Below are 21,917 nucleotides of genomic sequence, written 5' to 3' on the forward strand. Positions count from 1 at the left end.
ACGAGCGGATGTTACCCCACCGTCTTGCGAGCGACTACCAGATAAGCGGAATAATACATGCAGGATCGATCGTGCAACCGGACGTGCCACGGAACGTCACCGACGGAATCGGTGCGCCGCAGGGCGCCTGCGGCAAGCGGCCCCTCGGAAAGCAGGAGATCGAGGATGGCCTCCGGGCTGCCGGCATGGCCGGAGCGCTGCGAATGACCGCCGAGCCAGGCTTCCACCGGGGTTACTTGCCCCGCCCAGTCGAAGGGTACGGACAGGACAGCCCGTCCCTCATCGCAGAGAACACGGGAAATCTCGATCAATCCGGCCCGCGGATCGCGCATGCAGTCGACGACGTTCATGCCGATCGCAAGCGCGAAGGTGCCCTGCGAGAACGGCAGCGCTAACGCATCGCAGATCCAGACATCGCCACGCCCCTCGGCCCTGTGGCGCAGCGGATAGGCGCGCCGGTCGTATACCAGGCCGATCCGGCGCAGATTGTAATCGATGTGCCCATCGACCACGGCCTGTCGGCCGCAGCGCGCGAGCGGCACCGAAACGTCGATACCGAGCACGTCGCGGCCGAGCCTTTCGGCCGCATCCGTGACGGTGCGGCCCGCCGCGCAGCCGATGTCGAGCACCGGGCCGTCCGGCAGATCGTCACCCAGCAGGTCGAGCGCCTGCGCAAGGTTACGCGACACCGCTGCCGGGGCGCCGCCGCCCGGCACAGCATGATAGGCGACCGGATCCTGGTCGCCCCAGTGATCCCAGACATAGGAGGAAACGTGCTGGCGTATCGAGTCAAGGCCACTACCCGGCCCGGCCGCATCGCCGAGCAGGCTTTCGACGGCGGGCGTGAGGTCGGTGCGCGCCAGCAGGTAGAAAATATTGTCCTGCACGAAGCGGCGCACGTCCGGCACGATGATCGGCATGCCGTCGACGATCGGGAATTCGGAACCGCAGGCCTGGCAGGACAGGATACCGCTGAGGATGTCGCCCCGCGCCTCGTTTTCGACGACGGTGAGAGCGAGGTCTCCGTGCTGGCCGCTCAGACGGCAGACGGGGCAGACCGGCCGCAGCTTCTCGAAATGGGAGATCCGCACCTCAGCCGCCGATCATCACCGTCGGGCAGCCCGGCGGCAGAATTTTACCGACGGGGCTCGGGATGGGCGCAACGCAGGCCGGATGCATCGTCATGTCGTTGATCCGTGCCGCCGGCAGATTGCCGATCAGCACCGTCGAGGAGCCCTTGGCGATCATTCCCGGCCCGCCGGGAACACAGCCCGGAAGCGAGCACAGGATGGTCATGTCCGTGACCCGGGCGGCGGGCATGTTGCCGATCAGGACATTCGGCTGGCCCTTGACGATCAGCAGTGGGAGAGCTGGATGCGGCACCGCGGTGGGAACAAGCGCGGCAGGATGGATCGGCGCATGGCAATGCGGCGCATCCTGCTTGACCATGTCTCCCATCCGCGCCGCGTTCATGATGCCTTCTCCGCCATGCCGGCGAGTTGCTTTTCAAGTGTCAAAACGTTCCAGCCATTACGACGGCTGTAGGAAACCGTGTCAAGCAGCGTGCGGACGAAATGCATGCCGAGCCCGCCGATCTGTCGGGTTTCCAGGTCCGCGTCGAGATCGGGAATGGGAATGGCGAGCGGATCGAAGGGGCGCCCGTCATCCTGGACCTCGATCGTCAGCGCGCCAGAATCGATGGACAGCGACAAGAGGATCTCGTGCGCGTTGCCATCCTCGAAACCGTAGTTCACCGTATTGGTGAGGATTTCGTCGAGCGCGACGTCGATAGCGGTGACATCCGCCTCGTCCGCGCCATGCATTTCCAGGAAGCGCCGGACCTTCTCGGCCGCGACCTGGATATCACCGTGGCTATTGCCGATCGAGAACGTCGTCTCCTGGGCGAGGCGCCCGCGTGCCTTGAAAAGAAGGGCGCAGGCAGCGCCCGAAGAACCGCGGTCGATCGCGCCACGCACCAATGCCCCGATCCCCTCCGGCGGTGCTGCGGTTTTCGCAGGCGTCCCGATATCGCCGGCGGAAAGCCAGGCGAGGTCGCCAGCCGCCAGTTCGGTCCGGCCGGAACGACCAGGCTTTCCCGAAATCGTCACGGCCGCCTTGCCGCTCGTCGCACTCGATGCCGCCCCGGATGCCACGTCGAGGACGATAAGGCCGACATCGAGGCCAGCCGTATCGATCCGGGCCGCCAATGTCTCGAGCGCTTCACCTGCGGTGCGCGTCTTGGCCACAACGGCGCGAATCAGCTGCTTGATGCCGGCCGCGCGCAGGGCCGTATCGAGATCATCGCCCGCCACCCGCACAGCGCTGATCGCGAGCACCGAGCGCGCCGGCCAATAATGATCGTAGAAGGAAATCGCGCCGCTCGCATCGCCGGCACCGCCCTCGATCTCTGCCTCTCGCCGCACGGGAAAGCCCTGCGGCGAGAGAGATGCGCGCAGATGCGCGACCAGCCCGGCGTCTGACGCGTCGCCCGCCGTCGTCACGACGGCATACCGCAGAGTTTTGAAAAACGTTCTGGCAAGTCGTACAACTTTCTGAAATCATCACCCGCATTGGATGCGCGTCCGGCACGCGCGAGAGTGATCAACAGAAAGCCCGAGGTCAATATCACCATGAACATCGCCGAGACCCGGCAGGGCAACAATCTGGTCATTGCGCCGAGCGGGAGGATAGACAGCCAGACCTCGCCAATCTTCGACCGGCACCTCTCCGCCATCATCGACAGGGGAGACACCCGCCTGATCATCGACCTGGCGGGACTGGAATATATCAGCAGCACGGGGCTTTCCGCCTTTCTCTCCGCTGCCAAGAAGATACGCGCGGCAGGCGGCAGCATGGCCTTGGCCGGGCTGAACAGCCGCATACGCCTTGTCTTCGAAATGAGTGGTTTCTTAAGGTTGTTTCCAATCTATGCGAATGTCGACGCCGCCGTCGCTGGCTGACGCGGGCGGGACGATGGACTTCCAACGGGAACTAGGCGTAAGAGTTGTCATTGTTTTGCTTTATATGAATTGATTCTAGACATCTTTTTGCGCTGACATGCGGGTTTTCCGAAATCAGCGCGGCAAAAGCTGGGGGGCTGCTTTGCTGAACGTCGATCTGCAATCGCTGGTAGGGCGACTGAATGCGCACTGCCGTTCGTCGCTCGAGGGCGCCGTCGGGCTGACGCTGTCGAGAACCCACTACAATGTCGAGGTGGAGCATTGGCTCACCAAGCTGATCGAGGCGCCGGATAACGACGTCGCGGCGATCCTGCGGCATTTCGAGATCGACCAGAGCCGGCTTGCCGCAGACCTGACGAAGGTTCTCGACCGGCTGAAGACCGGCAATAGCCGCTCTCCCGCGCTCACACCCAACGTGGTCAAGTGGATCCGCGAAGCCTGGATCTACGGATCGCTGCAATTCGGCGACACCTCGATCCGCAGCGGCTACCTGCTCGTCAGCCTGCTCGGTGACGACGCCCTGTCGGCGCTGGCACGCGACGCATCCCCGCAATTTTCCCGGATCAACGCCGAGACGCTGAAGACCAACCTCCTGAAGATCGTGTCGGGCAGCAGCGAGGCCGGCACGTCCGCCAGCGGCGGTGGCAAGGGGGCGCCCTCTTCCGGGGCACCGACCGCATCCGCTTCCTCCGGCCCGCAGAGTGGCTCGGCGCTTGACCAATACACCATCAACCTGACGGCGCGGGCGCGCGAAGGCAAGATCGATCCGGTACTCGGCCGCGACTCCGAGACGCGCCAGATCGTCGACATCCTGACCCGCCGCCGGCAGAACAACCCGATCCTCACCGGGGAGGCCGGCGTCGGCAAGACGGCGGTCGTCGAGGGCTTTGCCCTGAAGATCGCCGCGGGCGAAGTGCCGCCTGCCCTGCAGGACGTCGAATTGCTGTCCCTCGATCTCGGCCTGCTCCAGGCCGGCGCCGGCATGAAGGGTGAATTCGAAAACCGGCTGAAGAAAGTGATCGAAGAGGTCAAGGCCTCCGCAAAACCGATCATCATGTTCATCGACGAGGCGCATACGCTGATCGGCGCGGGTGGTGCTGCCGGCCAGAACGACGCCGCAAACCTCCTGAAGCCCGCGCTCGCGCGCGGCGAAATGCGCACGATCGCCGCCACGACCTGGGCGGAATACAAGAAATACTTCGAACGCGACCCCGCCCTGACGCGGCGCTTCCAGGTCGTCAAGGTGGAAGAACCCGGCGACGAGGCGGCCATCGCCATGATGCGAGGCCTCATCCCGACGCTCGAACGCCACCACGGCGTGCGCGTCCTTGCCGAAGCCGTGGAAGATGCTGTCCGGCTGTCGCGCCGTTACATTCCGAGCCGCCAGCTTCCCGACAAGGCGGTCAGCCTGCTCGACACGGCCTGCGGGCGCGTGGCGATCGCCAGCCATGCCGTTCCTGCCGCCGTGGAGGACCGCCGGCGCCGGGTGGACATGATCGACACCGATCTCGGCGTCCTGACACGCGAAACGAAGATCGGCGCCGACCATGCCCGGCGGATGACAGACCTCAACGAAGAGCGTGTGCGCGTCTCCGAAGAACTCGCCAAGCTCGAAGACCAATGGAAGCGCGAGCAGGATCTCGTCGGCCGCATCCGCGGACTGCACGATGCCCTCACAGCGACCGTCGAGGCGACGGAAACCGCGGCAGGCGAACAAAGCCTCGAGGGTGCAACGCCCGAGGATATGAAGAAAGAGGTCGCCACCCTCACCAGCGAACTTGAAGCCCTGCAAGGCGAGACGCCCCTGATGCGGGTGACGGTCGATGGCCAGGCGATCGCCGAGGTCGTCGGCAACTGGACGGGCATTCCGGTCGGCCGCATGGTCTCCAACGAGATCAAGACGATCCTCGCCCTTAACGACAAGCTTCGCGAGCGCGTCATCGGCCAATCCCATGCGCTGGAAGCGATCGCGGAGACGATCCGCACCTCGCGTGCGAAACTTCTCGACCCGCGCAAGCCGATCGGCGTCTTCCTGATGGTCGGCACATCCGGCGTCGGCAAGACCGAGACAGCGTTGGCGCTCGCCGACCTGCTCTACGGCGGCGAGCAGAACCTCACCGTCATCAACATGTCGGAATTCAAGGAAGAGCATAAGGTCTCGATGCTCGTCGGCTCGCCGCCCGGTTATGTCGGCTATGGCGAAGGCGGCGTGCTGACGGAAGCCGTGCGCCGGCGCCCCTACTCGGTCATCCTCTTCGACGAAATGGAGAAGGCGCATCCGGGCGTGCAGGACGTGTTCTACCAGGTGTTCGACAAGGGCATGCTGCGCGACGGCGAAGGGCGAGATATCGACTTCAAGAACACCGTCATCATCATGACGTCCAATGCCGGTACCGATCTCATCCACCGTCTCTATGCCGATCCGTCCAAGCGGCCGGATGTCACGGAGCTTACCGAGGCGATCAGGCCGGAACTCCTGAAGACCTTCAAGCCGGCCTTCCTCGGGCGCTGCTCTGTGGTGCCCTATTTCCCACTCGCCGACGACGTGATCCGCAAGATCGTAGCGCTTCAGCTCAATCGCATCCGCAAGCGCTTTGCCGAGAACTACAATGCAACGCTGAGCTGGGACGAGACCCTCGTCGAGGCGATCGCCGCCCGCTGCACCGAGGTCGAAAGCGGCGCTCGCAACATCGAATACATTCTTTCGCGTGGGCTGCTGCCGAGGCTTTCGTCCCATGTTCTGGCCGTGATGGCAGAGGGTCGCCAGATTGGCGGGCTGAAGGCCGTGCTCGACGAAAACGGCCAGTTCGAGTTCCACGCGCAACCTTCGGATGATATGGTCGAGCGACCGGAACAACCGGCGGAATCCGTGGCAGCAAAATGAACCGAATACCGGACGGTCTTTGACCGTCTCGGCTGATCCATGACACCTCACTCAGTATATCAAGGGAGCTCAAGATGGCGATTTATCTGAAATACGAAGGCATTGACGGGGAAGCGACCCACGACAGCCACAAGAAGTGGATCGAGGTACAGTCGCTGCAGTTCGGCACCGGCCGCGGCATCTCCACGCCCGCCGGCGCGACCGCCAACCGCGAGGCGAGCCAGCCGAGCATCAGCGAAGTCGTCATTTCGAAGACGCTTGATGGCTCCTCATCCAAGCTGTTTACCGAATCCGTCACCGGAACGGCCGGCAAGAAGGTGGAAATCCACCTCGTCAGCACCGGCAACCCGGGCAATACCTACGTTGAATACGTGCTCACGAACGCGCTCATCTCCGGCTACAGCGTAAGCTCGGGTGGCGACCGTCCTTCGGAATCGGTATCGATCAACTTCACCAAGATCGAGTTCAAGTTCACCCCATACGACGACAAGAACAAGGCCGGCACGCCGGTCACGGTCAACTACGACCTCGCGTCGGCCAAGAGCGGCTGATCGGCCAAGGCTGCACAACGCTTGAAGGCGCGGCCGCTGCAAGGATCAGCGGCCGCACCTCGATCTTCGATTGCATTGACGCGGCGATGCGTGTCTTCGCGCATCCATCGGGCAAGTAAGACGTCATGGCTACAACCCTAGTTCAAGAGGACCGTTGGATAACCCTCGAGACACCTCTCGGGGAAAACGCCTTCGTCGCAACGGAAGCGCGTGGCACGGAGGGCATTTCCAGCCTCTTCGAGTTCACCGTCAGCGCACTTTCCTCCCGCACGTCGATCGAGCCGAAGGACCTGCTCGGCAAGAGCGTCACACTCTCGCTTGCCAGGCCCGGCGGCAGCCGCCGCTACGTCAACGGCATCGTCACCGCATTTTCGGCTGGTGCCTTCACACGCAACGACTACCGGCTTTACACGATGATCATCTCGCCGAGCCTCTGGCTCGCGCAGCGCACCTCCGACTACAAAGTTTTCCAGGAAAAGACCGTCGTCGCCATCGCCGAGCAGTTGCTGGCTGACAGTGACGTCACCTTCGAGAAGAAGCTCACCGGCACATACGAAACCTGCGAATATCGCGTGCAGTTCGGCGAGACGGATTTCGATTTCCTGCAGCGTATTCTCGCCGAAGAGGGCATTTTCTACTTCTTCAAGCACACGAACGGCACGCACAAGCTGGTGCTGACCGACAATGCCTCGGCCTATGCCGATTGCCTGCAGGACGCGGTGCTGTATCGCCAGGGGCAGGAAGAGGCCGTCGACAGCGTCTATTCCTTCAACACCGGGGCGAGCCTTACCGATGCGACCTGGCATATCGAGGACTACGACTTCGAAAAGCCGGCGAACAATATCGAAGGCGAGCGCAAGACGAACCAGCAACCGGCTTCGGCAAAGAAATGGGAGCATTATCGCTTTCCCGGCTCTTCCCTGAAGGCGGACAGCCTGAAGCGCTTCGCAACCGCGGCGATCGACGCCGCCGAAGCGGGCTTCGAAACCGCGACCGGCGCGAGCACCTGCGCAAGCTTTACCAGCGGCCACGCCTTCACGCTCAAGGAACATCCGGTAGCGGCGGAAAACCGCCGGCTGCTGTTGACCGAGGTCCACCACGAGGCCGTCGACCGCGCGCATTTCAGCACGCGGCCCGGAACCGAGGGGCGACCCTATTACCGCAACAGCTTTACCTGCGCGCCGGCAACGCGAATTGCCCGCAACCCGTTGCCCGCACTGAAACCGGTCGTGCAGGGGCCGCAGACTGCGATCGTCGTCGGCCCCGCCGGCGACGAGATCCATACCGACAAGTACGGCCGCATCCGCATCCAGTTCCACTGGGACCGCTACGGCAAGAAGAACGAGAAAAGCTCCTGCTTCGTGCGCGTGGCGCAGTCGCTTGCCGGCAACAACTGGGGTTCGGTCTTCGTGCCGCGCATCGGCATGGAGGTCGTCGTGCAATTCCTCGACGGCGATCCGGACCGGCCGCTTGTCACGGGCGCCGTCTACAATGCCGACAACATGCCGCCCTGGGCGCTGCCCGCCAACATGACCAAGAGCGGGCTCCTGACCCGCAGCAGCAAGTCCGGCCAGACGGCGAATGCCAACGAGCTCTCCTTCGAAGACAAGAAGGGCGAGGAAAAGATCACCTTCCACGCCGAGAAGGATTTTTTGCGCGAGGTCGAGAACGACGACACGCTGGATGTCGGCCATGACCAGAAGCGGACGATCAAGAACAACCGCACCACGGAGATCACCGAGGGGCATGAAAGCCTGACGATCAAGAAGGGCAACCGGACGGAAACGATCGAGACCGGCAACGAGACGCTCGACATCAACAAGGGCGACCGCGCCGTGACACTTGCCACCGGCGGCGACACGCTGACCCTCAAGCAGGGCGACCGAGCAGTAACGCTGACGGTCGGCAATGACACTCTGACCCTCAACCAGGGAAACCAGACGACGAAGGCAAGTACCGGCAAGATCACGCTCGAAGCGATGCAGGGCATCACCCTCAAATGCGGCAGCAGCACGGTGGAGATCACGCAGGCCGGGATCACCATGAAGGGCGTCACCGTGTCGATAGAGGGCTCCGCCAAAAGCGAGATCAAGGGTCCGATCGTCAATGTCGCGGGCGATGGCATGGCCATCGTCAAGGGCGGCATGGTCAAGATCAATTAGGGGTAGATGGTGAGAATCCAGACGGAAGCCTTCCGCAAGCTGACGGCCCAGACGGCGCAGGAGATCTGCAGCCGGGCGGACCTCTCTGCCGAAGCGCGCCCCTTCCTCTTGTCCGATCTGTCGCCGCAGGGTTTTCTGTCGCTTCTCGTCGAGGCGGAGAATATCGGCGACGCCATCCGTTTCCTGGCTTTCGCTCTTCCCGTACGCGAGGCGATCTGGTGGGCCTATATCGTCGCGAAGACCAATATCCCGGCCCCCACCGAGCTGGAACAGCTGTGCCTCGAGCGGACCGCGGCCTGGGTCTACGAACCGGACGAACCGCGCCGCCGCTCTTGCATGGAATGCGCCGAATCGGCCAAGTTCACGGGTGCGGCCGCCTATGCGGCGCTCGCCGTCTTCTGGTCGGGCGGCAGCCTTGCCCCGGAAGGCATGCCGGATGCGGATGCGGACCCCCGGTTGGGGCCGATCGGCGTCGGTGCTTCGGTGTTATTATCGATTACCGCGGGTGACGCGACGACACTCGTGAACCGTTTCGAGACAGCAGTCATACGGGCGGTCAACATTGCCAACGGCGGCAACGGCTGGTTGCCGGGCGAGCGGCCGACCGGGATGAGTTGATCGTAGGGCGAATCCGGAGATTCGCTTCAAGATCAATTAAGTATTTGGGGCTAAGCATGCTTGCTGCCGGCCCGCGCGTGTAGCGGTATTCGAGTTCGCGTCTGCTTAGAGATTTCAATTACGGCGGGAGCAGCGTGCACCCGATTTTTCGCAAAAAGGCCCGCAAGGGAAGGAGGATATCTACCCATGGCTCTGCCGCAGGTTATTGATATCGATGCTCTGCTCCAGAATATTTCGGAGGAGGCTCCTGCCGGGACGAATCCGCGTGCCGACAGTTCCCCGACGTCGCTTTACTACCGTACCAAAGATGCCCGTAACGCCGCACGCTCCGCCGAACGCGCGGCGGTCGAAATCGGTGCCGCCCCGCCACCGGAATGGATCACCGTCGCCGAAACCGCGATGGAAATCATCGGTTCGCACGGCAAGGACCTCGAGATCGCCGCCTGGCTGGTCGAGGCGCTTTTGCGGCAGGAGGGATTTGCGGGCCTGCGCGACGGCATGAAGGTAATCACCGGCATCGTCTCCGGTTTCTGGGAGCCGTGCTTTCCCGAGCTCGATGAAGACGGCATCGAAGGCAAGGTCTCCGCAGTCGCCGGCCTCAACGGGTCGGGTGCCGTCGGAACGCTCATCCAGCCGATCCGGCTCGTGCCCATTACACGCGGCTCGCAGTGGAGCTTTTCGCTCTGGAACTACGAGCAGGCAACCGATCTCGCCAAGGTCACCGATCCCGCCCGCCGGCAGGAGCGCATCGACAACGGTGCCGTGACCATGGAGCAGTTCCAGGAAAGCGTGGCGGATACAACACCCTCGTTCTTCTCGGAAACCCAGGCGGTCATCGAGGAGACGATCGCCGCCCTCGCGGACATGGACAAGGCGTTCGATGCGGTCGCCGGAATGGATGCACCGCCCGTCTCCGCACTCCGGGAGCTCCTGCAAGAGATCTCCCGCTCGATTACCCATTTCGCCGCTGACAAACTGGCAGTGGCGAACTATTCTGCCGCTGGCGAAGAAACCATCGCAGAAGACGCGGCCGAAGGCGAGCCCGGACAGCGGGCCGCAGCGGGCGGCGCTGTGGCCGTGCGCAAGATCGACGGATACCAGACGCGCGAAGAGGCCTTGGCGGAGCTAACCCGCATCGCCAGCTATTTTCGCAAGACAGAACCGCACTCGCCCATGTCGTACACGCTCGAAGACGCCGTCAGGCGTGCGCGCATGAGCCTACCCGACCTTCTGGTGGAACTGGTCGAAGACCCGGCCCACCTCCAGCGCATCCTGCTGGCGGCGGGTATCAAGCCGCCAGCAGCTGAAACAGGTTATTGATTTACCAGTCCGTATGAGCAGCAATTCAACCATCTGAAGAGGGGGCCGTCATGGCAGAAAGCGTTCAACAGAAACTCAAGAGGGTGCGCGCACCGCGCGTTCACATCACATACGACGTTGAGACCGAGGGCGCACAGGTCCGCAAGGAACTGCCCTTCGTCGTTGGCGTCATCGGCGATTTCTCCGGCAAGTCCTACGAACCGCAGAAGCCTTTGCGCGACCGCAAGTTCACCCAGATCGACCGCGACAATTTCGACGACGTCATGCAGCGCATGACGCCCGGCGCGGAATTCAAGGTCGAGAACACGCTGGCAGGCGACGACTCGCTGCTGCCTGTCTCGCTGAAGTTCAAGTCGATGGACGATTTCGAACCCGGCGCCGTCGTCCAGCAGGTCGAGCCGCTGCGCAAGCTTCTGGCCGTGCGCAACAAGCTGCGCGACCTGATGTCGAAGGTGGACCGTTCCGAAGAGCTGGAAAGCCTCCTGGAAGAAGTCCTGCAGAACACCGACAAGCTTGCAGCCCTTGCCAACGAACTTGGCACCGAGAGTGCGAAGGAGTAATCAGATGAGCGCCGAGACCCAAGCAGCCGGCAGCGCAGCTGTCGCAGAAGACACCGGCTCCGTGAGCCTTCTCGACCAGGCCATCCAGGTCACGAAGACTGCCGAACCGGACGAAATTCAGGATTTGCTCCGCACGCTGACGTCGGAAGCCCTTTCCGGCACCGTCACGTTCAGCAAGAACCTGACCCAGACCTTCAACAAGGCGATTGCCGCGATCGACGAAAAGATGTCGAAGCAGTTGACCGCCATCATGCACAATGAAGAATTCCAGAAGCTGGAAGGCAGCTGGCGCGGCCTGAACTACCTCGTCAAGAACTCGGAAACCAGCGCCACGCTGAAGATCCGTGTTCTCAACCTGTCGAAGAAGGAACTGCACAAGGACCTGACCAAGGCAGTCGAGTTCGACCAGAGCCAGACCTTCAAGAAGCTCTATGAAACCGAGTTCGGCACCCCCGGCGGCGAGCCCTATGGCGCGCTCATCGGCGATTTCGAGTTCGGCTCCAGCACGGAAGACCTCGAAGTGCTGCAGGGCATGTCGAATGTCGCCGCAGCGTCCTTCGCCCCCTTCGTCTCGGCCGCAAGCCCGAAGATGTTCGGCCTGGAAAGCTTCACTGAACTGTCCAAGCCGCGCGACCTCGAAAAGATCTTCGAAAGCTCGGAATACATCAAGTGGCGCGGTTTCCGTGACAGCGAAGACGCTCGCTTCGTCACGCTGACCATGCCGCGCGTGCTCGCCCGCGTTCCCTACGGTTCGCAGGGCAAGCAGATCGAGGAGTTCTCCTTCGAGGAAGCCCCGATCGGCGCCAATGGCGTCGTCACCAAGATGAAGCCGGACGAGTTCACCTGGATGAACGCCTCCTACGCGCTCGGCGAACGCCTGACATCGGCCTTCTCGAAATACGGCTGGTGCGTCGCGATCCGCGGTGCCGAGGGTGGTGGCAAGGTCGAAAGCCTGCCGACCTTCACCTTCACCAGTGACGACGGCGATGCCGATCAGCAATGCCCGACGGAAATCGGCATTACCGATCGCCGCGAAGCAGAGCTTTCCAAGCTCGGCTTCCTGCCGCTCTGCCACTACAAGAACACGGACTACGCAGTGTTCTTCGGCGCACAGACGACGCAGCGCCCGAAGAAGTACGACAAGCCCGATGCCACGGCCAACGCGGCGATTTCCGCCCGCCTGCCCTACATCATGGCAACCTCGCGCTTCTCGCACTACCTGAAGGTTATGGGCCGCGACAAGATCGGCTCCTTCCTGGAAGTCAGCGATTGCGAAACCTGGCTCAACAACTGGATCCGCAATTTCGTCAACGGCAATCCGGAAGCAAGCGCCGAGATGAAGGCGCAGTACCCGCTCGCGGAAGCCTCGATCAGCGTAAAGGAAGTCCCCGGTTCGCCGGGCTCCTACAACGCTGTCGCGTATCTGCGCCCGTGGTTGCAGATGGAAGAGCTGACGGCCTCCATGCGCCTCGTCGCGCGCATCCCGCAGATGGGCTGACGCAGGCATGGAACAGGACGATGCCATCGCCACGGAAAACCCTTCCGGCGGCGCTGGCGCCAACAGCGAGGCCGGTCTCCGGCTTCGCATCGTCGATGCGGTTCTCGAGCGTGGCGGGGAGGAAATCTCCGCCACGCTCGACCGTTTCATGGAAAGCGACGACCCGGAGGAATGCCTCCGCCTGTGGTTCGGCTCTCGCGGCGGCGGGGAACGCTGGCGCGCGGTCCTGACCCGCGACATCGCGGCCATCGACCCGCTGCTCGGCGACCAGATCGACGCCATCATTCATACAGAAGACTTCACCAAGCTCGAAGCTTCCTGGCGCGGCGTAGAGCTGTTGCTCTCGGAGACCGGCAACGACGACAAGGTGCGCGTCAAGCTGTTCAATGCCACTTGGGCCGAGTTGTCGCGCGACTTCGACCGTGCGATCGAATTCGACCAGAGCACCCTTTTCGCCAAGGTCTACAGCGAGGAATACGGCATGCCCGGCGGCGTGCCGTACGGCCTGCTTCTCTGCGACCACGCGGTGCGCCATCGCGCACCGGCCGGTGCGGGCGCGCAGGACGATGTCGGCACGCTCACCGGCCTCGCGCAGGTCGCGGCCGCGTCCTTTTCCCCCTGCATTCTCGGTGCGGCGCCCGAACTGTTCGGGGTTGGCACTTTTGCCGACCTTTCCTATGCGCAGCGACTCGATGCGGGTTTCCAGCTCGGCGAGTATCACCGGTGGCGTCGGTTGCGCGACCTGGAGGACAGCCGCTTCCTCGGTATCGCCATGCCGCGCGTCCTGCTGCGCGACCGCTACCGCGACACCGCCTCGCGGCAGGACGGTTTCCGCTACAGCGAAGGCGGAACGGGCGTCGATTCCTGGCTTTGGGGCAATGCCGCCTTCGCCTTCGGCGTCATCGCGATCCGGGCGTTCCGCGACTGGGGCTGGTTTGCCGACATGTGCGGCACACGGGGTCCGCACGGCGACCTCGGCGGCGTCGTCGCCCACCTGCCGGTGGCAAACTTCTCGACGTCCGAGACGATCGCCTACAGGCGGCCGCTGGAGGTGGAACTGACCGACAAGAAGCAGAAGGTGCTCGAGGCGCTCGGCTTCATTGCGCTCACCCCCTGCAACTTCGATCGCTCCGTGGTTTTTCTCGGCGCTCAATCGCTTTATGCCGCCCCGAACGATAGCGACCTTCCCGCCCAGGTGAACGGCCGGCTTTCGGCCATGCTGCACTACGTCATGTGCATGAGCCGCTTTGCGCATTACGTGAAGATCATGGCCCGCGACCGGGTCGGCGCCTACACGACGCCGCAGGATCTCGAACGCTATCTCGAAGACTGGCTGCGCGACTACACGATCGGCAACACCGACGCTGGCCCCGAGCTGAAGGCGCGCTACCCGCTGGCCGGCGCGCGGCTTGAGATGACCGAAATCAGCGGCCGACCCGGCGTCATGAACTGCGTGCTGCATCTCCAGCCGCATTTCCAGTTCGATCAGGTCATCTCGGGTTTTCGCATGCGTACCGAAGTGCAGACGATACGCTCTCGATAGAGCATGTTTGTGTCCGCTATCGCCCAGAACAAAGGATAGAGAATGGCCCGGCTTCCCAACAAGGCCCCTCCCCGGCTTTCCCTCTTCGACCGGTTGTTGCAGGGTGACAGTATCGAAACGGACCGCAACGTCGACCGCGCCTTGCACGAGCTGCATGAGTCCGTGCGGCGCGACCTTGAAATTCTGTTCAACACCCGACCGGGCCGGCTACCCGCCGACCCCAAGCTGACGGAGCTGCGCCAGTCGATCCTGACCTATGGCCTGCCGGAAGTGCAAAGCCAGCATCTCGCGTCCCCGGCGCAGCAGGAGCAGTTCCGCAAGAACCTGGAGGACGTCGTCCGCCGGTTCGAACCCAGGTTCCGCGAGCTCTCGGTGATACTCGTCGTGCCGGAAAACCAGGTCGAGCGAATATTGCGCTTCCAGATCAACGCCATTCTCGAAACGGATTCCACCACCGAAGCTGTCGTCTTCAATACGGCGATCGACCCGGTCACCGGCATGCTTTCCATCAACGGGCGTTGACGGCCTTGAAACGATCGGCGATTGCCGTAACGTAGCGGCGAGCAAAGCGACCGCCGCCGCGGTCACCCGGCCATCACTCACGAGGTCCTCTTTGGATTTTCCCCAGGCTCGAGTCCTCATCGTCGACGATATCGAAGACAACCGGGATGTGCTGGCAAGGCGTCTGCGGCGGCAGGGCATCGTCAATGTCGTGCAGGCCAGCGATGGCTTGGAAGCCCTCGAAAAAGTTCGTTCCGAGCCCTTCGATCTCATCCTTCTCGACGTGATGATGCCGCGCATGAACGGCATCGATGCCCTGCAGGCGCTCAACGATGAAGGCTGGCTCAAATCCACGGCTGTCGTGATGATCTCGGCCGCATCGGAAATCGAATCGGTGGTGCGCTGCATTGAACTGGGCGCCGAGGACTATCTGCCCAAGCCCTTCAACCCCGCCTTGCTTGCCGCCCGTGTCGGCGCGGTGCTTGAGAAGAAATTCCTGCGCGACATCAACCAGCGCCAGCTGGAACGGCTCGAACGCGAGCTGGCGGAAGCTTGGCTCTGCCAGAAGTCCATGCTCCCGACCAGCTTTCCCGTCGATCCCGGGCAACTGGAGATCTTCGCAAGCATCGACCCGGCGCTCGAAATTGGCGGCGATCTCTACGATGTTTTCGAAGTGGCGCCGGGCTTGATCGCGCTCGCAATCGGCGACGTGGCGGGCAAGGGTGCCTCAGCTGCCCTCTTCATGGCGCGCACGCGCAGCCTGTTGCGCGCAGGCACGCTGCAATTCCACGCCATCGCGGGGCGGGTGCCATTGCCGTCCGAGATCGTCGCCCTCGTCAATGACGAACTGTGCAAGAACAATCCGAACTCGCGGTTCGTAACCTTGTTCTTTGCCCTTCTGGACGTCGCAACCGGCCGTCTCGTCTATTGCAATGCCGGCCACGTCTATCCGATCCTCGCGAGCGGCAGCACCGTTGCCGAGGTTTCAACGCCTCCCGATCCGGCGCTCGGGGTCATCGAGGCACTCGCGTTTAGCGATCGTGAATTCGTTCTTGCCGAGGGTGACGTCCTCTTCCTCACCTCCGACGGTCTTTCGGACATGCAGAACGGCGACCAGATGCAGTTCGGCACGGATAGCGTCCTGGCCGAAGTCGCCGCAAATCCGGGCGCTACAGCCAGCGATCTCGCCCAGGGCGTGCTTGCGAAAGCCTATGCCTTTGCAGGGGGAGCACCCCAGTTCGACGACATCACCTTGCTGGTCGTGAAACGGTTGCGCTAAGGCGGTACAAACGCGGGTAACGGGCGCGTTCGCTACTGTTAATTGAGCAAGCTTTGAAGTAGCTTTGCGGCCGAAGCTCTAGACCGAGGGGGACATCGTGCCGGGCAGTTTCAATTTTGGCGCCATCGATAAGACTGATGCAGAAGACGTGTGCTGGTGCGTGGTGGAATCTATATCGAGTATCGACGACACGGCCTCGAACCTTGTTTCCGTCATCCATTTTCTTCGCGAGGCCTATGGCGCCGAGGAGGCCGACGAGAAGGTCATCCCGAACCCGGCCTTTCTGGCGAATGGCCATGACGGGCTTTCGCCCAAGACCCGGAAATATTTCACCGGACGCACGTTCAAGGGATTGGGCGGAAGCGCGGTCAGCCTTGCGGGCGGGCTGGCTTCCGGCGTGACGGCCGTCGATGTCGGCAGCATCCTGCGTGAGGGAAGCGCCGTTGGCACGACCGCCGCGCATCTGATCGGCATCAAGGCTGCCGGCAAGGGGTTCAAGAAGAGCGAGACGATCACCCGCTGGGTCGATGCGATGCTCAAGGCGAAAGTCGCCAAGATCGGCGTTCGTGGCGTGGGTCTGGCCGGCGCCGCCATTCCAATCCCCGCCGTCGGCCTTGCGACGAACATCGCAACCACCGTCGCCAAGCTCGGCATCAAGGTGACGCTGAGCAAGCTCGTCGCCCGTACGGCGATGGAGGTTCACTGGCGTGCCTACCAGGAAACCGTGATTGCCGGCGCGTTCGGCGCCACCGGCGGCCCCGTTGGCCCCGCTTCGGCGATGTTCCACGAGATCTTCACCAAGCGCAGCTTCACCCGCATCTTCGGCAAACACGACACCGCGGCCCTGATCAAGGAGCCCGCCGGCTGGATGGCGCTGAACGACAAGCTGATGCTGATGTAACGCTTGCCGCGGCAAGCCCATCACGGTTGGCTTGCCGATCACCGCCGCAAATCCCAGCGCACCCTCATCATTGATGGGCGTGGCGACGCTGATCGGCTATGCCACGCCATTTGCGGTTTAGCGATTGGTGGATAGCGTGACTGAAATGAGCCAGGCTTGATACAAGAGGACCTTGCCGTGAATAACGCGCAGGCCCTTACGTAACGCGCGCGCCACCTGGGCTGCGGGCGGCCACTTTGACGATGCCGTCCGCCAGGTGTAGTCTGGAGCCGTATCGTCCGGAGCATCAGCCATGCATATTGGAGTGCTCATACTTGGTCTGGCAATAGCCCTGATCCCCACCTTGGCGGATGCCCACAATTGCAAATGCCGAAATCGCGGCGTCATGTTCGAGCTCGGCCAGACGTCCTGCCTGAAGGTCGATGGCGGTTCCTATCTCGCGCGCTGCGAGATGAAACTCAACGTCTCGTCCTGGACCAAGATCCAAGAAGGGTGCCCTGTCACGGAACGCATGCTGCCGCGGGCTACGGTCGTCAAGTGGTCACCTTGAGGTGACATGGCGAAGATGGGCCAGAGTGAGAGAAATAGGTCATGGCGCGCGCCTTGTTTTGATGACTTAGGCTCAAGTTATGCCCTGGCATCCAGCCGCGCTCCTTCAAAACGTCCGATCATGGCGACGATCGATCCTGCGTCGGGCATCAGGCACGCGGCTGTTGCCAATGCGTCGGCTATGGCGGCGGAAGGGGCAGAGACCGTGATCGAACGCCATGTCGCGCTCGCGGGCATTCCGGTCGCAGGATCGAGGATATGCCCGTCTCTCCCCGCTTGATCGAAGGTCGTGCCCAGCGGGGCGGAGGTTGCCAGAGCGCGCTGGCGTAATGTCAGATGCTCTCCGGTTTCCAGCCGTACAGGCCATTCGCCGCCCTCCGGCCGTCCCCCGAGAGCACGCAACTCACCGGTGTCGATTAGGATGTCGGTCAGGCCCTCTGCCTCCAGAAGCACGGCGATCCGGTCGGCGACATAGCCCTGACCGATCCCGTTCAGCGTCAGCGCCATTCCTGGCTGCAGGGTGATCGCCGCAGCATCGAGTTTCACCTTGTCCCAGCCGGTCTTGCGCCGCGCTTCGTCGATGGCCCGCGCATCGGGTCGACCGCCACTTGCGGCGGACTCTGCCCAGAGCGCCCAGAGTGGCTGCACGGTCGGATCGAACCGCCCACCGCTCGCCCGCTGCACGGCGCCGGCCAGTGACAGGCATTCCAGCAGTTCAAAGGGCGGGGCGTCGAGATGACCCTCGCGGTTCAGCCGCGAAAGCGCGCTTTGCGGCCGATAGAGGCTGAGAATGTTTTCCAACCTGTCGATCTCGGCCATGACGCGGGCCGTTATGGCTTCGGCTTCGGGATGGTCGAGCCTGATCGAGGCGCGTGCGCCGAGAGCCTGGCCAGTCCAGTGCCGGGCGGCTCCCGTCCTCGCGCGGGCAGTAGTGGCGGGTAGAGCAGCCATAATGGCGGAAATGGCGATCAGGCGGCGTCTTGTCAGCATCATGGGTCAACCTCCGGCTGGATTGGGCAGAGCGCGTAGACGGCCGAGATAGTCATCGTCGTCAGGTCCATCGTCCGTGTCGGTTTCCACCGGGGTCAGGACCATGGCATCGGTAATGTCGCTAAGCGCCAACACATGGCCGCCCTCAGCTTTGGCAAAGGCCGCAGCCTCCTCCCAATTGAAAAAGGGCACGGTCTCGGGTGCGCCCATGCCTCCTCGTCGGGCGGAACCGACGACATAGAAGGCCAGGTCGGCGGCAATCCAGTTGCCGTCGCCGGGCCGGTCCCACGTTGCCCCCGCTGTTCCCATGTCGTTGACATAGATGGCGAGGATCGGCGCGACCTGCTCGGGGCCACGCATATAGGCGATGGCGTCCCGCACCTGGCTGAAGAACAGCGGCGCGGGATTGCCTTCGAGGAAGACCTGGGCCTTGGGGCCGGGATGTTCCAGAAGGTTCATCTGGCAGTAATGGCCGAGGGTCTCGGGTGTCAGGTCCTGTGGCGTGGTGTTGTGGGCCACATCCTCCTTGCAGGCGGACAGCAGCGCGAGCATTGCCACAAGCAGCACGGGGCGAAGGCGAATTCTCATGGCGTCACCTTCCGGAAGGCCGTAACGGCAAGCGCGATGGCAGCAAGCGGCCAGAGAAGGAGCGAGGCTGCCGATTGCCAGAGGGGGATTGCGCCCGCCGCCCCGCCGATGCCGCCGGCAACGGCGACAGCTTCCGCTGCCGAAAGATTGAAGACGCGGAAGGCGTCGGCCGGATTGGCGAGCAGCGCCACAGGTAGGGCCTGCGTCGTGAAAGCCCCGCCCCCGTCCGTGACGATCAGCGCCAGCAAGGCGAGGTCGTAGAGCACCACCGCCACCAGCCAGAGTGCAATGGCCAGCCCTGCCGCCCCGGAGGGTCGCCGCGCCAACGCGGAGAGCGCATAGCCTGCACCGAGGAAGGTTGCGCCCAGCAGGACCGAGGACCAGATCAGCCGCCACAGCGAGCCAAGCCCCGCGGTCGCGGCGGGATCGGACCAGATGGCCACCAGTGCCGCCGCACCATAGCCGAGCGTCACCGCAAGGCCGAGAATCGCCAGATGGGCCAACAGCTTGCCGAGCAGGATTTGCTGGCGCGAAACGGGATAGGTGAGCAGAAGCGGCAGCGTGCCGCGCTCCACCTCGCCCGCCACCGCGTCGAAACTCATCAGTAATGCCAGGAGCGGCACCAGATAAACCGCGAGCGAGGTCAAGGACGCAACCGTCACAGAGAGCCGATCCACGCCGACATCGCCCGTCGGAGCGGAGCCGGCAGCGGCCAGAACCAGCGCGAACAGCACCATCATGCCGGTGGCGATGGAGACCCAGCGATTGCGGAAGGCGATGCGGAATTCGCTTATCGCGGTGGCGAGGATGCGGTTCATTGCCCGTCCCTTCGGCTGAAATGGCTGTAGATGTCCTCAAGGCTCGGCGGGATGACATCGAGATCGGCAATCTCTTCCCCAAGCGCTGCGATACGGGCGAGGAGCGGCAGTTTTTCCGCCTGCGAACAGGAAAGGCGCAAAAGACCGTCGTCCCCTAGCCCGCCTTCGGGAAAAGCTGCCGCCAGCGATGCCGCATGGCCGGGCGCGGGGCGAACCGAGAAGGCGACCGGCAGTGCGGCCCGGGCGCGCAAATCCGCAAGCGTGCCTTCCGCCACCAGTTCCCCACCGGAAAGAATGAGAATGCGGTCGGTGCGGGCCTCCACCTCGGTCAGTACGTGGGAGGAGAGGAGGATCGCCGTTCCCTCGGCGGAAAGGCCGTCGAGCAGATCGTAAAAATCGCGTCGCGACACCGGGTCGAGGCCCGAGGTCGGCTCGTCCAGCACCAGCAGGCGCGGGCGGCCGATCAGCGTCTGAGCCAGGCCCACACGCTGGCGCATGCCCTTGGAATAGGTGCCGATCCGACGCCGAGCGGCATGGGTCAGACCCACGCGGGACAGAAGTTCCGTGGCCTGGCGCGGGTTTTCGCCGCGCAGGGCCAGATAGTGGCGCAGCTGCTCTTCCCCTGTGAGGGCGGGATGGAAGGCGACGTTTTCCGGCAGATAGGCAACCTGTGCCCGCGCGGACGCCGAGCCCGGATGCGCGCCGCAGACCGACACCTCGCCGCCATCGAAGGGAATGAGGCCGAGGACGATCTTCATCATCGTCGATTTGCCTGCGCCGTTATGGCCGAGCAGCGCCGCGCGTTTTCCGGGCTCCAGCGTCAGCGAAACCTGCTTCAGCGCTTCGACGGTCTGAAACCGCTTAGTGAGCCGAGAGATTGTCAGGGTCGGTGTCATCATAATTTCCTTCGGCCCAGCGACCGGCGGCCTCGGCTTCGTAGCCAAGTATGTCGGGCGGGACGGATATGGTCAGGGGGCGCATCAGCGGCGCGCTGTCGCGCACGCCTCCGGGCAGCGTGGCGGGAAAGTCCCGCTGGCTCCAGCGTACGAGTTGTACGGCGGGCGAGCCGATCAGCAGGCTCGCCGCCGGCTGCGACCAGAGGATCTGGTCCATCATGTCGTTGGGTCGGTAGAAACTGTCGGCGATGCTGTCGCCGTTGAGATCGAAGGCCGGATGGTCGGACCAGAAATTGCCCCGGCCCTCATGGCTCCATTCCATGTTGCGGGTGCCGACATATTTCACCTGCTCGCGGTTGGCGATGAAGGCATTGCCGGTCAGCACGTTCTTCTCAGAGCCGGCGGTAAAGTGAATGCCGATACTGCAATTCTCGAACCGGTTGTCCCAGATGAGGTTCTTGTGGGCGTTGTAGATGAAGAAACATTTCTTCGTGCCGCCCCGCACCAGATTGCCGGTGACGTCGGCATTGTTGGCATAGTTCAGCATCAACCCGTGTTCGCGGTCGCCAAGGCTGAGATTGTTCAGGATCTTCGCCCGGTTGGAGAACATGATGGCGAAACCGAGATGGTTTCCAACCGAGACATTGCCGGAAACCTCGGTGTTTCGGGTGTACATGAAATGCACGGCAAAGCGCAGGTCACGCATGATGTTGCCGCGATAGACACTGTCGGCGCTGGCGTTGGAGAAGATACCGTCGCGGCCGTAACGGATCAAATTGCCCTCAAGCCGCGTGCCAGGACTGTTCCAGACATAGATCCCGTTGCCACGCTCGTTCATGCGTGGGCTGTTCGTTCCGACGATCTCGTTTTGCAGGACAGTGGTGTTTCGGCCGCCATGCACGTCGATGCCATGCATGTTGCCCGTGACAAGCAGCTTTTCGATGCGGGCGCGGGCGGCGCCCTGGAGGATTTTTACGCCTGAATCGAGATCCTGGTTCACCCGGCCCGACCCGGTGACCGTAAAGCCCGTCAACGTCACATCCGGCGCGGAAATCGTCATCACGCTGCCTTGACCCTCGCCGTCCACCACGGCCCCACGGGTTCCGAGAATGGTGAGCGGACGGTCGACGGTGACGGGGCCGCGATAGACCCCGTCGGTCAGTTTCAGCACATCGCCGGGGGCAGCCCCGGCGATCGCAGCCGCCAGGCTGCCCGTTCCCGGCACAACGGCGCGCTCCGCCGCCGCAAGCGGCGACGCGAGAAGGAGGCCGATCAGGAGAACGGGCAGACGCATCATCG

The 21,917-nt window shown here is 63.2% G+C and carries 21 protein-coding genes; 13 read left to right on the forward strand and 8 right to left on the reverse strand.

The features are described from left to right. Window positions 1–11: 11 nt before the first annotated feature. Genes AC1RT2_RS22550 through AC1RT2_RS22560 form a run of 3 tightly spaced genes read right to left on the reverse strand, consistent with a single transcriptional unit; the run spans window position 12 to window position 2,501 of the window. A complete protein-coding gene (locus tag AC1RT2_RS22550) occupies window positions 12–1,091 on the reverse strand; it encodes a methyltransferase domain-containing protein (RefSeq protein WP_493105509.1) in 1,080 nt (359 codons plus the stop codon). 1 nt (window position 1,092) lies between these two features. Continuing rightward, complete coding sequence (locus AC1RT2_RS22555) at window positions 1,093–1,473, reverse strand: PAAR domain-containing protein (RefSeq protein WP_444798080.1); 381 nt, start codon at window positions 1,471–1,473, stop codon at window positions 1,093–1,095. Further along, complete coding sequence (locus AC1RT2_RS22560) at window positions 1,470–2,501, reverse strand: ATP-binding protein (RefSeq protein ID WP_493105511.1); 1,032 nt, start codon at window positions 2,499–2,501, stop codon at window positions 1,470–1,472. Before AC1RT2_RS22560 ends, AC1RT2_RS22555 begins: the two co-directional genes overlap by 4 nt. A gap of 96 nt (window positions 2,502–2,597) precedes the next feature. Here AC1RT2_RS22560 and AC1RT2_RS22565 point away from each other — a divergent pair, with 96 nt between their 5' ends. The 13 genes from AC1RT2_RS22565 (at window position 2,598) to AC1RT2_RS22625 (ending at window position 17,327) form a co-directional block, all read left to right on the forward strand. Continuing rightward, window positions 2,598–2,960 carry an STAS domain-containing protein gene (locus tag AC1RT2_RS22565; RefSeq protein WP_493105513.1) on the forward strand — a complete coding sequence of 121 codons (363 nt, stop codon included), beginning with the start codon at window positions 2,598–2,600 and terminating at the stop codon, window positions 2,958–2,960. 145 nt (window positions 2,961–3,105) lie between these two features. Further along, window positions 3,106–5,844, forward strand: a complete 2,739-nt coding sequence (tssH, locus tag AC1RT2_RS22570; RefSeq protein WP_493105684.1) for a type VI secretion system ATPase TssH — start codon at window positions 3,106–3,108, stop codon at window positions 5,842–5,844. Between the two features lie 74 nt (window positions 5,845–5,918). Then, entirely contained in the window at window positions 5,919–6,395 is a 477-nt protein-coding gene (locus tag AC1RT2_RS22575; RefSeq protein WP_493105516.1) for an Hcp family type VI secretion system effector, read from the forward strand. Between the two features lie 125 nt (window positions 6,396–6,520). Then, window positions 6,521–8,557 carry a type VI secretion system Vgr family protein gene (locus AC1RT2_RS22580; protein ID WP_493105518.1) on the forward strand — a complete coding sequence of 679 codons (2,037 nt, stop codon included), beginning with the start codon at window positions 6,521–6,523 and terminating at the stop codon, window positions 8,555–8,557. Window positions 8,558–8,566: 9 nt separating this feature from the next. Further along, complete coding sequence (locus tag AC1RT2_RS22585; protein WP_493105521.1) at window positions 8,567–9,175, forward strand: DUF6931 family protein; 609 nt, start codon at window positions 8,567–8,569, stop codon at window positions 9,173–9,175. Window positions 9,176–9,361: 186 nt separating this feature from the next. Continuing rightward, complete coding sequence (gene tssA / locus AC1RT2_RS22590) at window positions 9,362–10,495, forward strand: type VI secretion system protein TssA (RefSeq protein ID WP_493105523.1); 1,134 nt, start codon at window positions 9,362–9,364, stop codon at window positions 10,493–10,495. A gap of 50 nt (window positions 10,496–10,545) precedes the next feature. Then, on the forward strand, window positions 10,546–11,055 hold the full coding sequence (gene tssB / locus AC1RT2_RS22595) for a type VI secretion system contractile sheath small subunit (protein ID WP_444798073.1): 510 nt from the start codon (window positions 10,546–10,548) through the stop codon (window positions 11,053–11,055). A 4-nt stretch (window positions 11,056–11,059) separates the two neighbouring features. Then, window positions 11,060–12,553: a type VI secretion system contractile sheath large subunit gene (gene tssC, locus AC1RT2_RS22600; RefSeq protein ID WP_493105525.1), complete on the forward strand. Its 1,494-nt coding sequence runs from the start codon at window positions 11,060–11,062 to the stop codon at window positions 12,551–12,553. A 7-nt stretch (window positions 12,554–12,560) separates the two neighbouring features. Further along, window positions 12,561–14,096 (forward strand): type VI secretion system contractile sheath large subunit, encoded by a 1,536-nt coding sequence (tssC, locus tag AC1RT2_RS22605; RefSeq protein WP_493105527.1) that lies wholly within the window; start codon window positions 12,561–12,563, stop codon window positions 14,094–14,096. A gap of 42 nt (window positions 14,097–14,138) precedes the next feature. Continuing rightward, window positions 14,139–14,618 (forward strand): type VI secretion system baseplate subunit TssE, encoded by a 480-nt coding sequence (gene tssE / locus AC1RT2_RS22610; protein ID WP_493105529.1) that lies wholly within the window; start codon window positions 14,139–14,141, stop codon window positions 14,616–14,618. Window positions 14,619–14,709: 91 nt separating this feature from the next. Then, on the forward strand, window positions 14,710–15,876 hold the full coding sequence (locus AC1RT2_RS22615; RefSeq protein ID WP_493105531.1) for a PP2C family protein-serine/threonine phosphatase: 1,167 nt from the start codon (window positions 14,710–14,712) through the stop codon (window positions 15,874–15,876). A gap of 97 nt (window positions 15,877–15,973) precedes the next feature. Further along, entirely contained in the window at window positions 15,974–16,777 is an 804-nt protein-coding gene (locus AC1RT2_RS22620; protein ID WP_493105533.1) for a hypothetical protein, read from the forward strand. Window positions 16,778–17,069: 292 nt separating this feature from the next. After that, window positions 17,070–17,327 (forward strand): hypothetical protein, encoded by a 258-nt coding sequence (locus AC1RT2_RS22625; RefSeq protein ID WP_493105535.1) that lies wholly within the window; start codon window positions 17,070–17,072, stop codon window positions 17,325–17,327. A gap of 77 nt (window positions 17,328–17,404) precedes the next feature. On the opposite strand, the gene AC1RT2_RS22630 is transcribed toward AC1RT2_RS22625, so the two are convergent. The 5 genes from AC1RT2_RS22630 to AC1RT2_RS22650 are packed head-to-tail and all read right to left on the reverse strand — an operon-like array spanning window position 17,405 to window position 21,915. Continuing rightward, window positions 17,405–18,319, reverse strand: coding sequence for an FAD:protein FMN transferase (locus AC1RT2_RS22630; protein WP_493105537.1), 915 nt, complete (start codon window positions 18,317–18,319; stop codon window positions 17,405–17,407). 3 nt (window positions 18,320–18,322) lie between these two features. Then, complete coding sequence (locus tag AC1RT2_RS22635; protein ID WP_493105539.1) at window positions 18,323–18,904, reverse strand: nitrous oxide reductase accessory protein NosL; 582 nt, start codon at window positions 18,902–18,904, stop codon at window positions 18,323–18,325. Further along, the gene (locus tag AC1RT2_RS22640) at window positions 18,901–19,722 is read right to left on the reverse strand and encodes an ABC transporter permease (protein ID WP_493105541.1); all 822 of its coding nucleotides are present in this window, start codon (window positions 19,720–19,722) and stop codon (window positions 18,901–18,903) included. The genes AC1RT2_RS22635 and AC1RT2_RS22640 overlap by 4 nt, the downstream gene beginning before the upstream one ends. Then, window positions 19,719–20,618, reverse strand: coding sequence for an ABC transporter ATP-binding protein (locus AC1RT2_RS22645; protein WP_493105543.1), 900 nt, complete (start codon window positions 20,616–20,618; stop codon window positions 19,719–19,721). Before AC1RT2_RS22645 ends, AC1RT2_RS22640 begins: the two co-directional genes overlap by 4 nt. Next, window positions 20,584–21,915, reverse strand: a complete 1,332-nt coding sequence (locus AC1RT2_RS22650; RefSeq protein ID WP_493105545.1) for a nitrous oxide reductase family maturation protein NosD — start codon at window positions 21,913–21,915, stop codon at window positions 20,584–20,586. Before AC1RT2_RS22650 ends, AC1RT2_RS22645 begins: the two co-directional genes overlap by 35 nt. Between the last annotated feature and the right edge of the window lie 2 nt (window positions 21,916–21,917).

Source organism: Shinella sp. GW821-FHT11G07 (assembly GCF_058808115.1).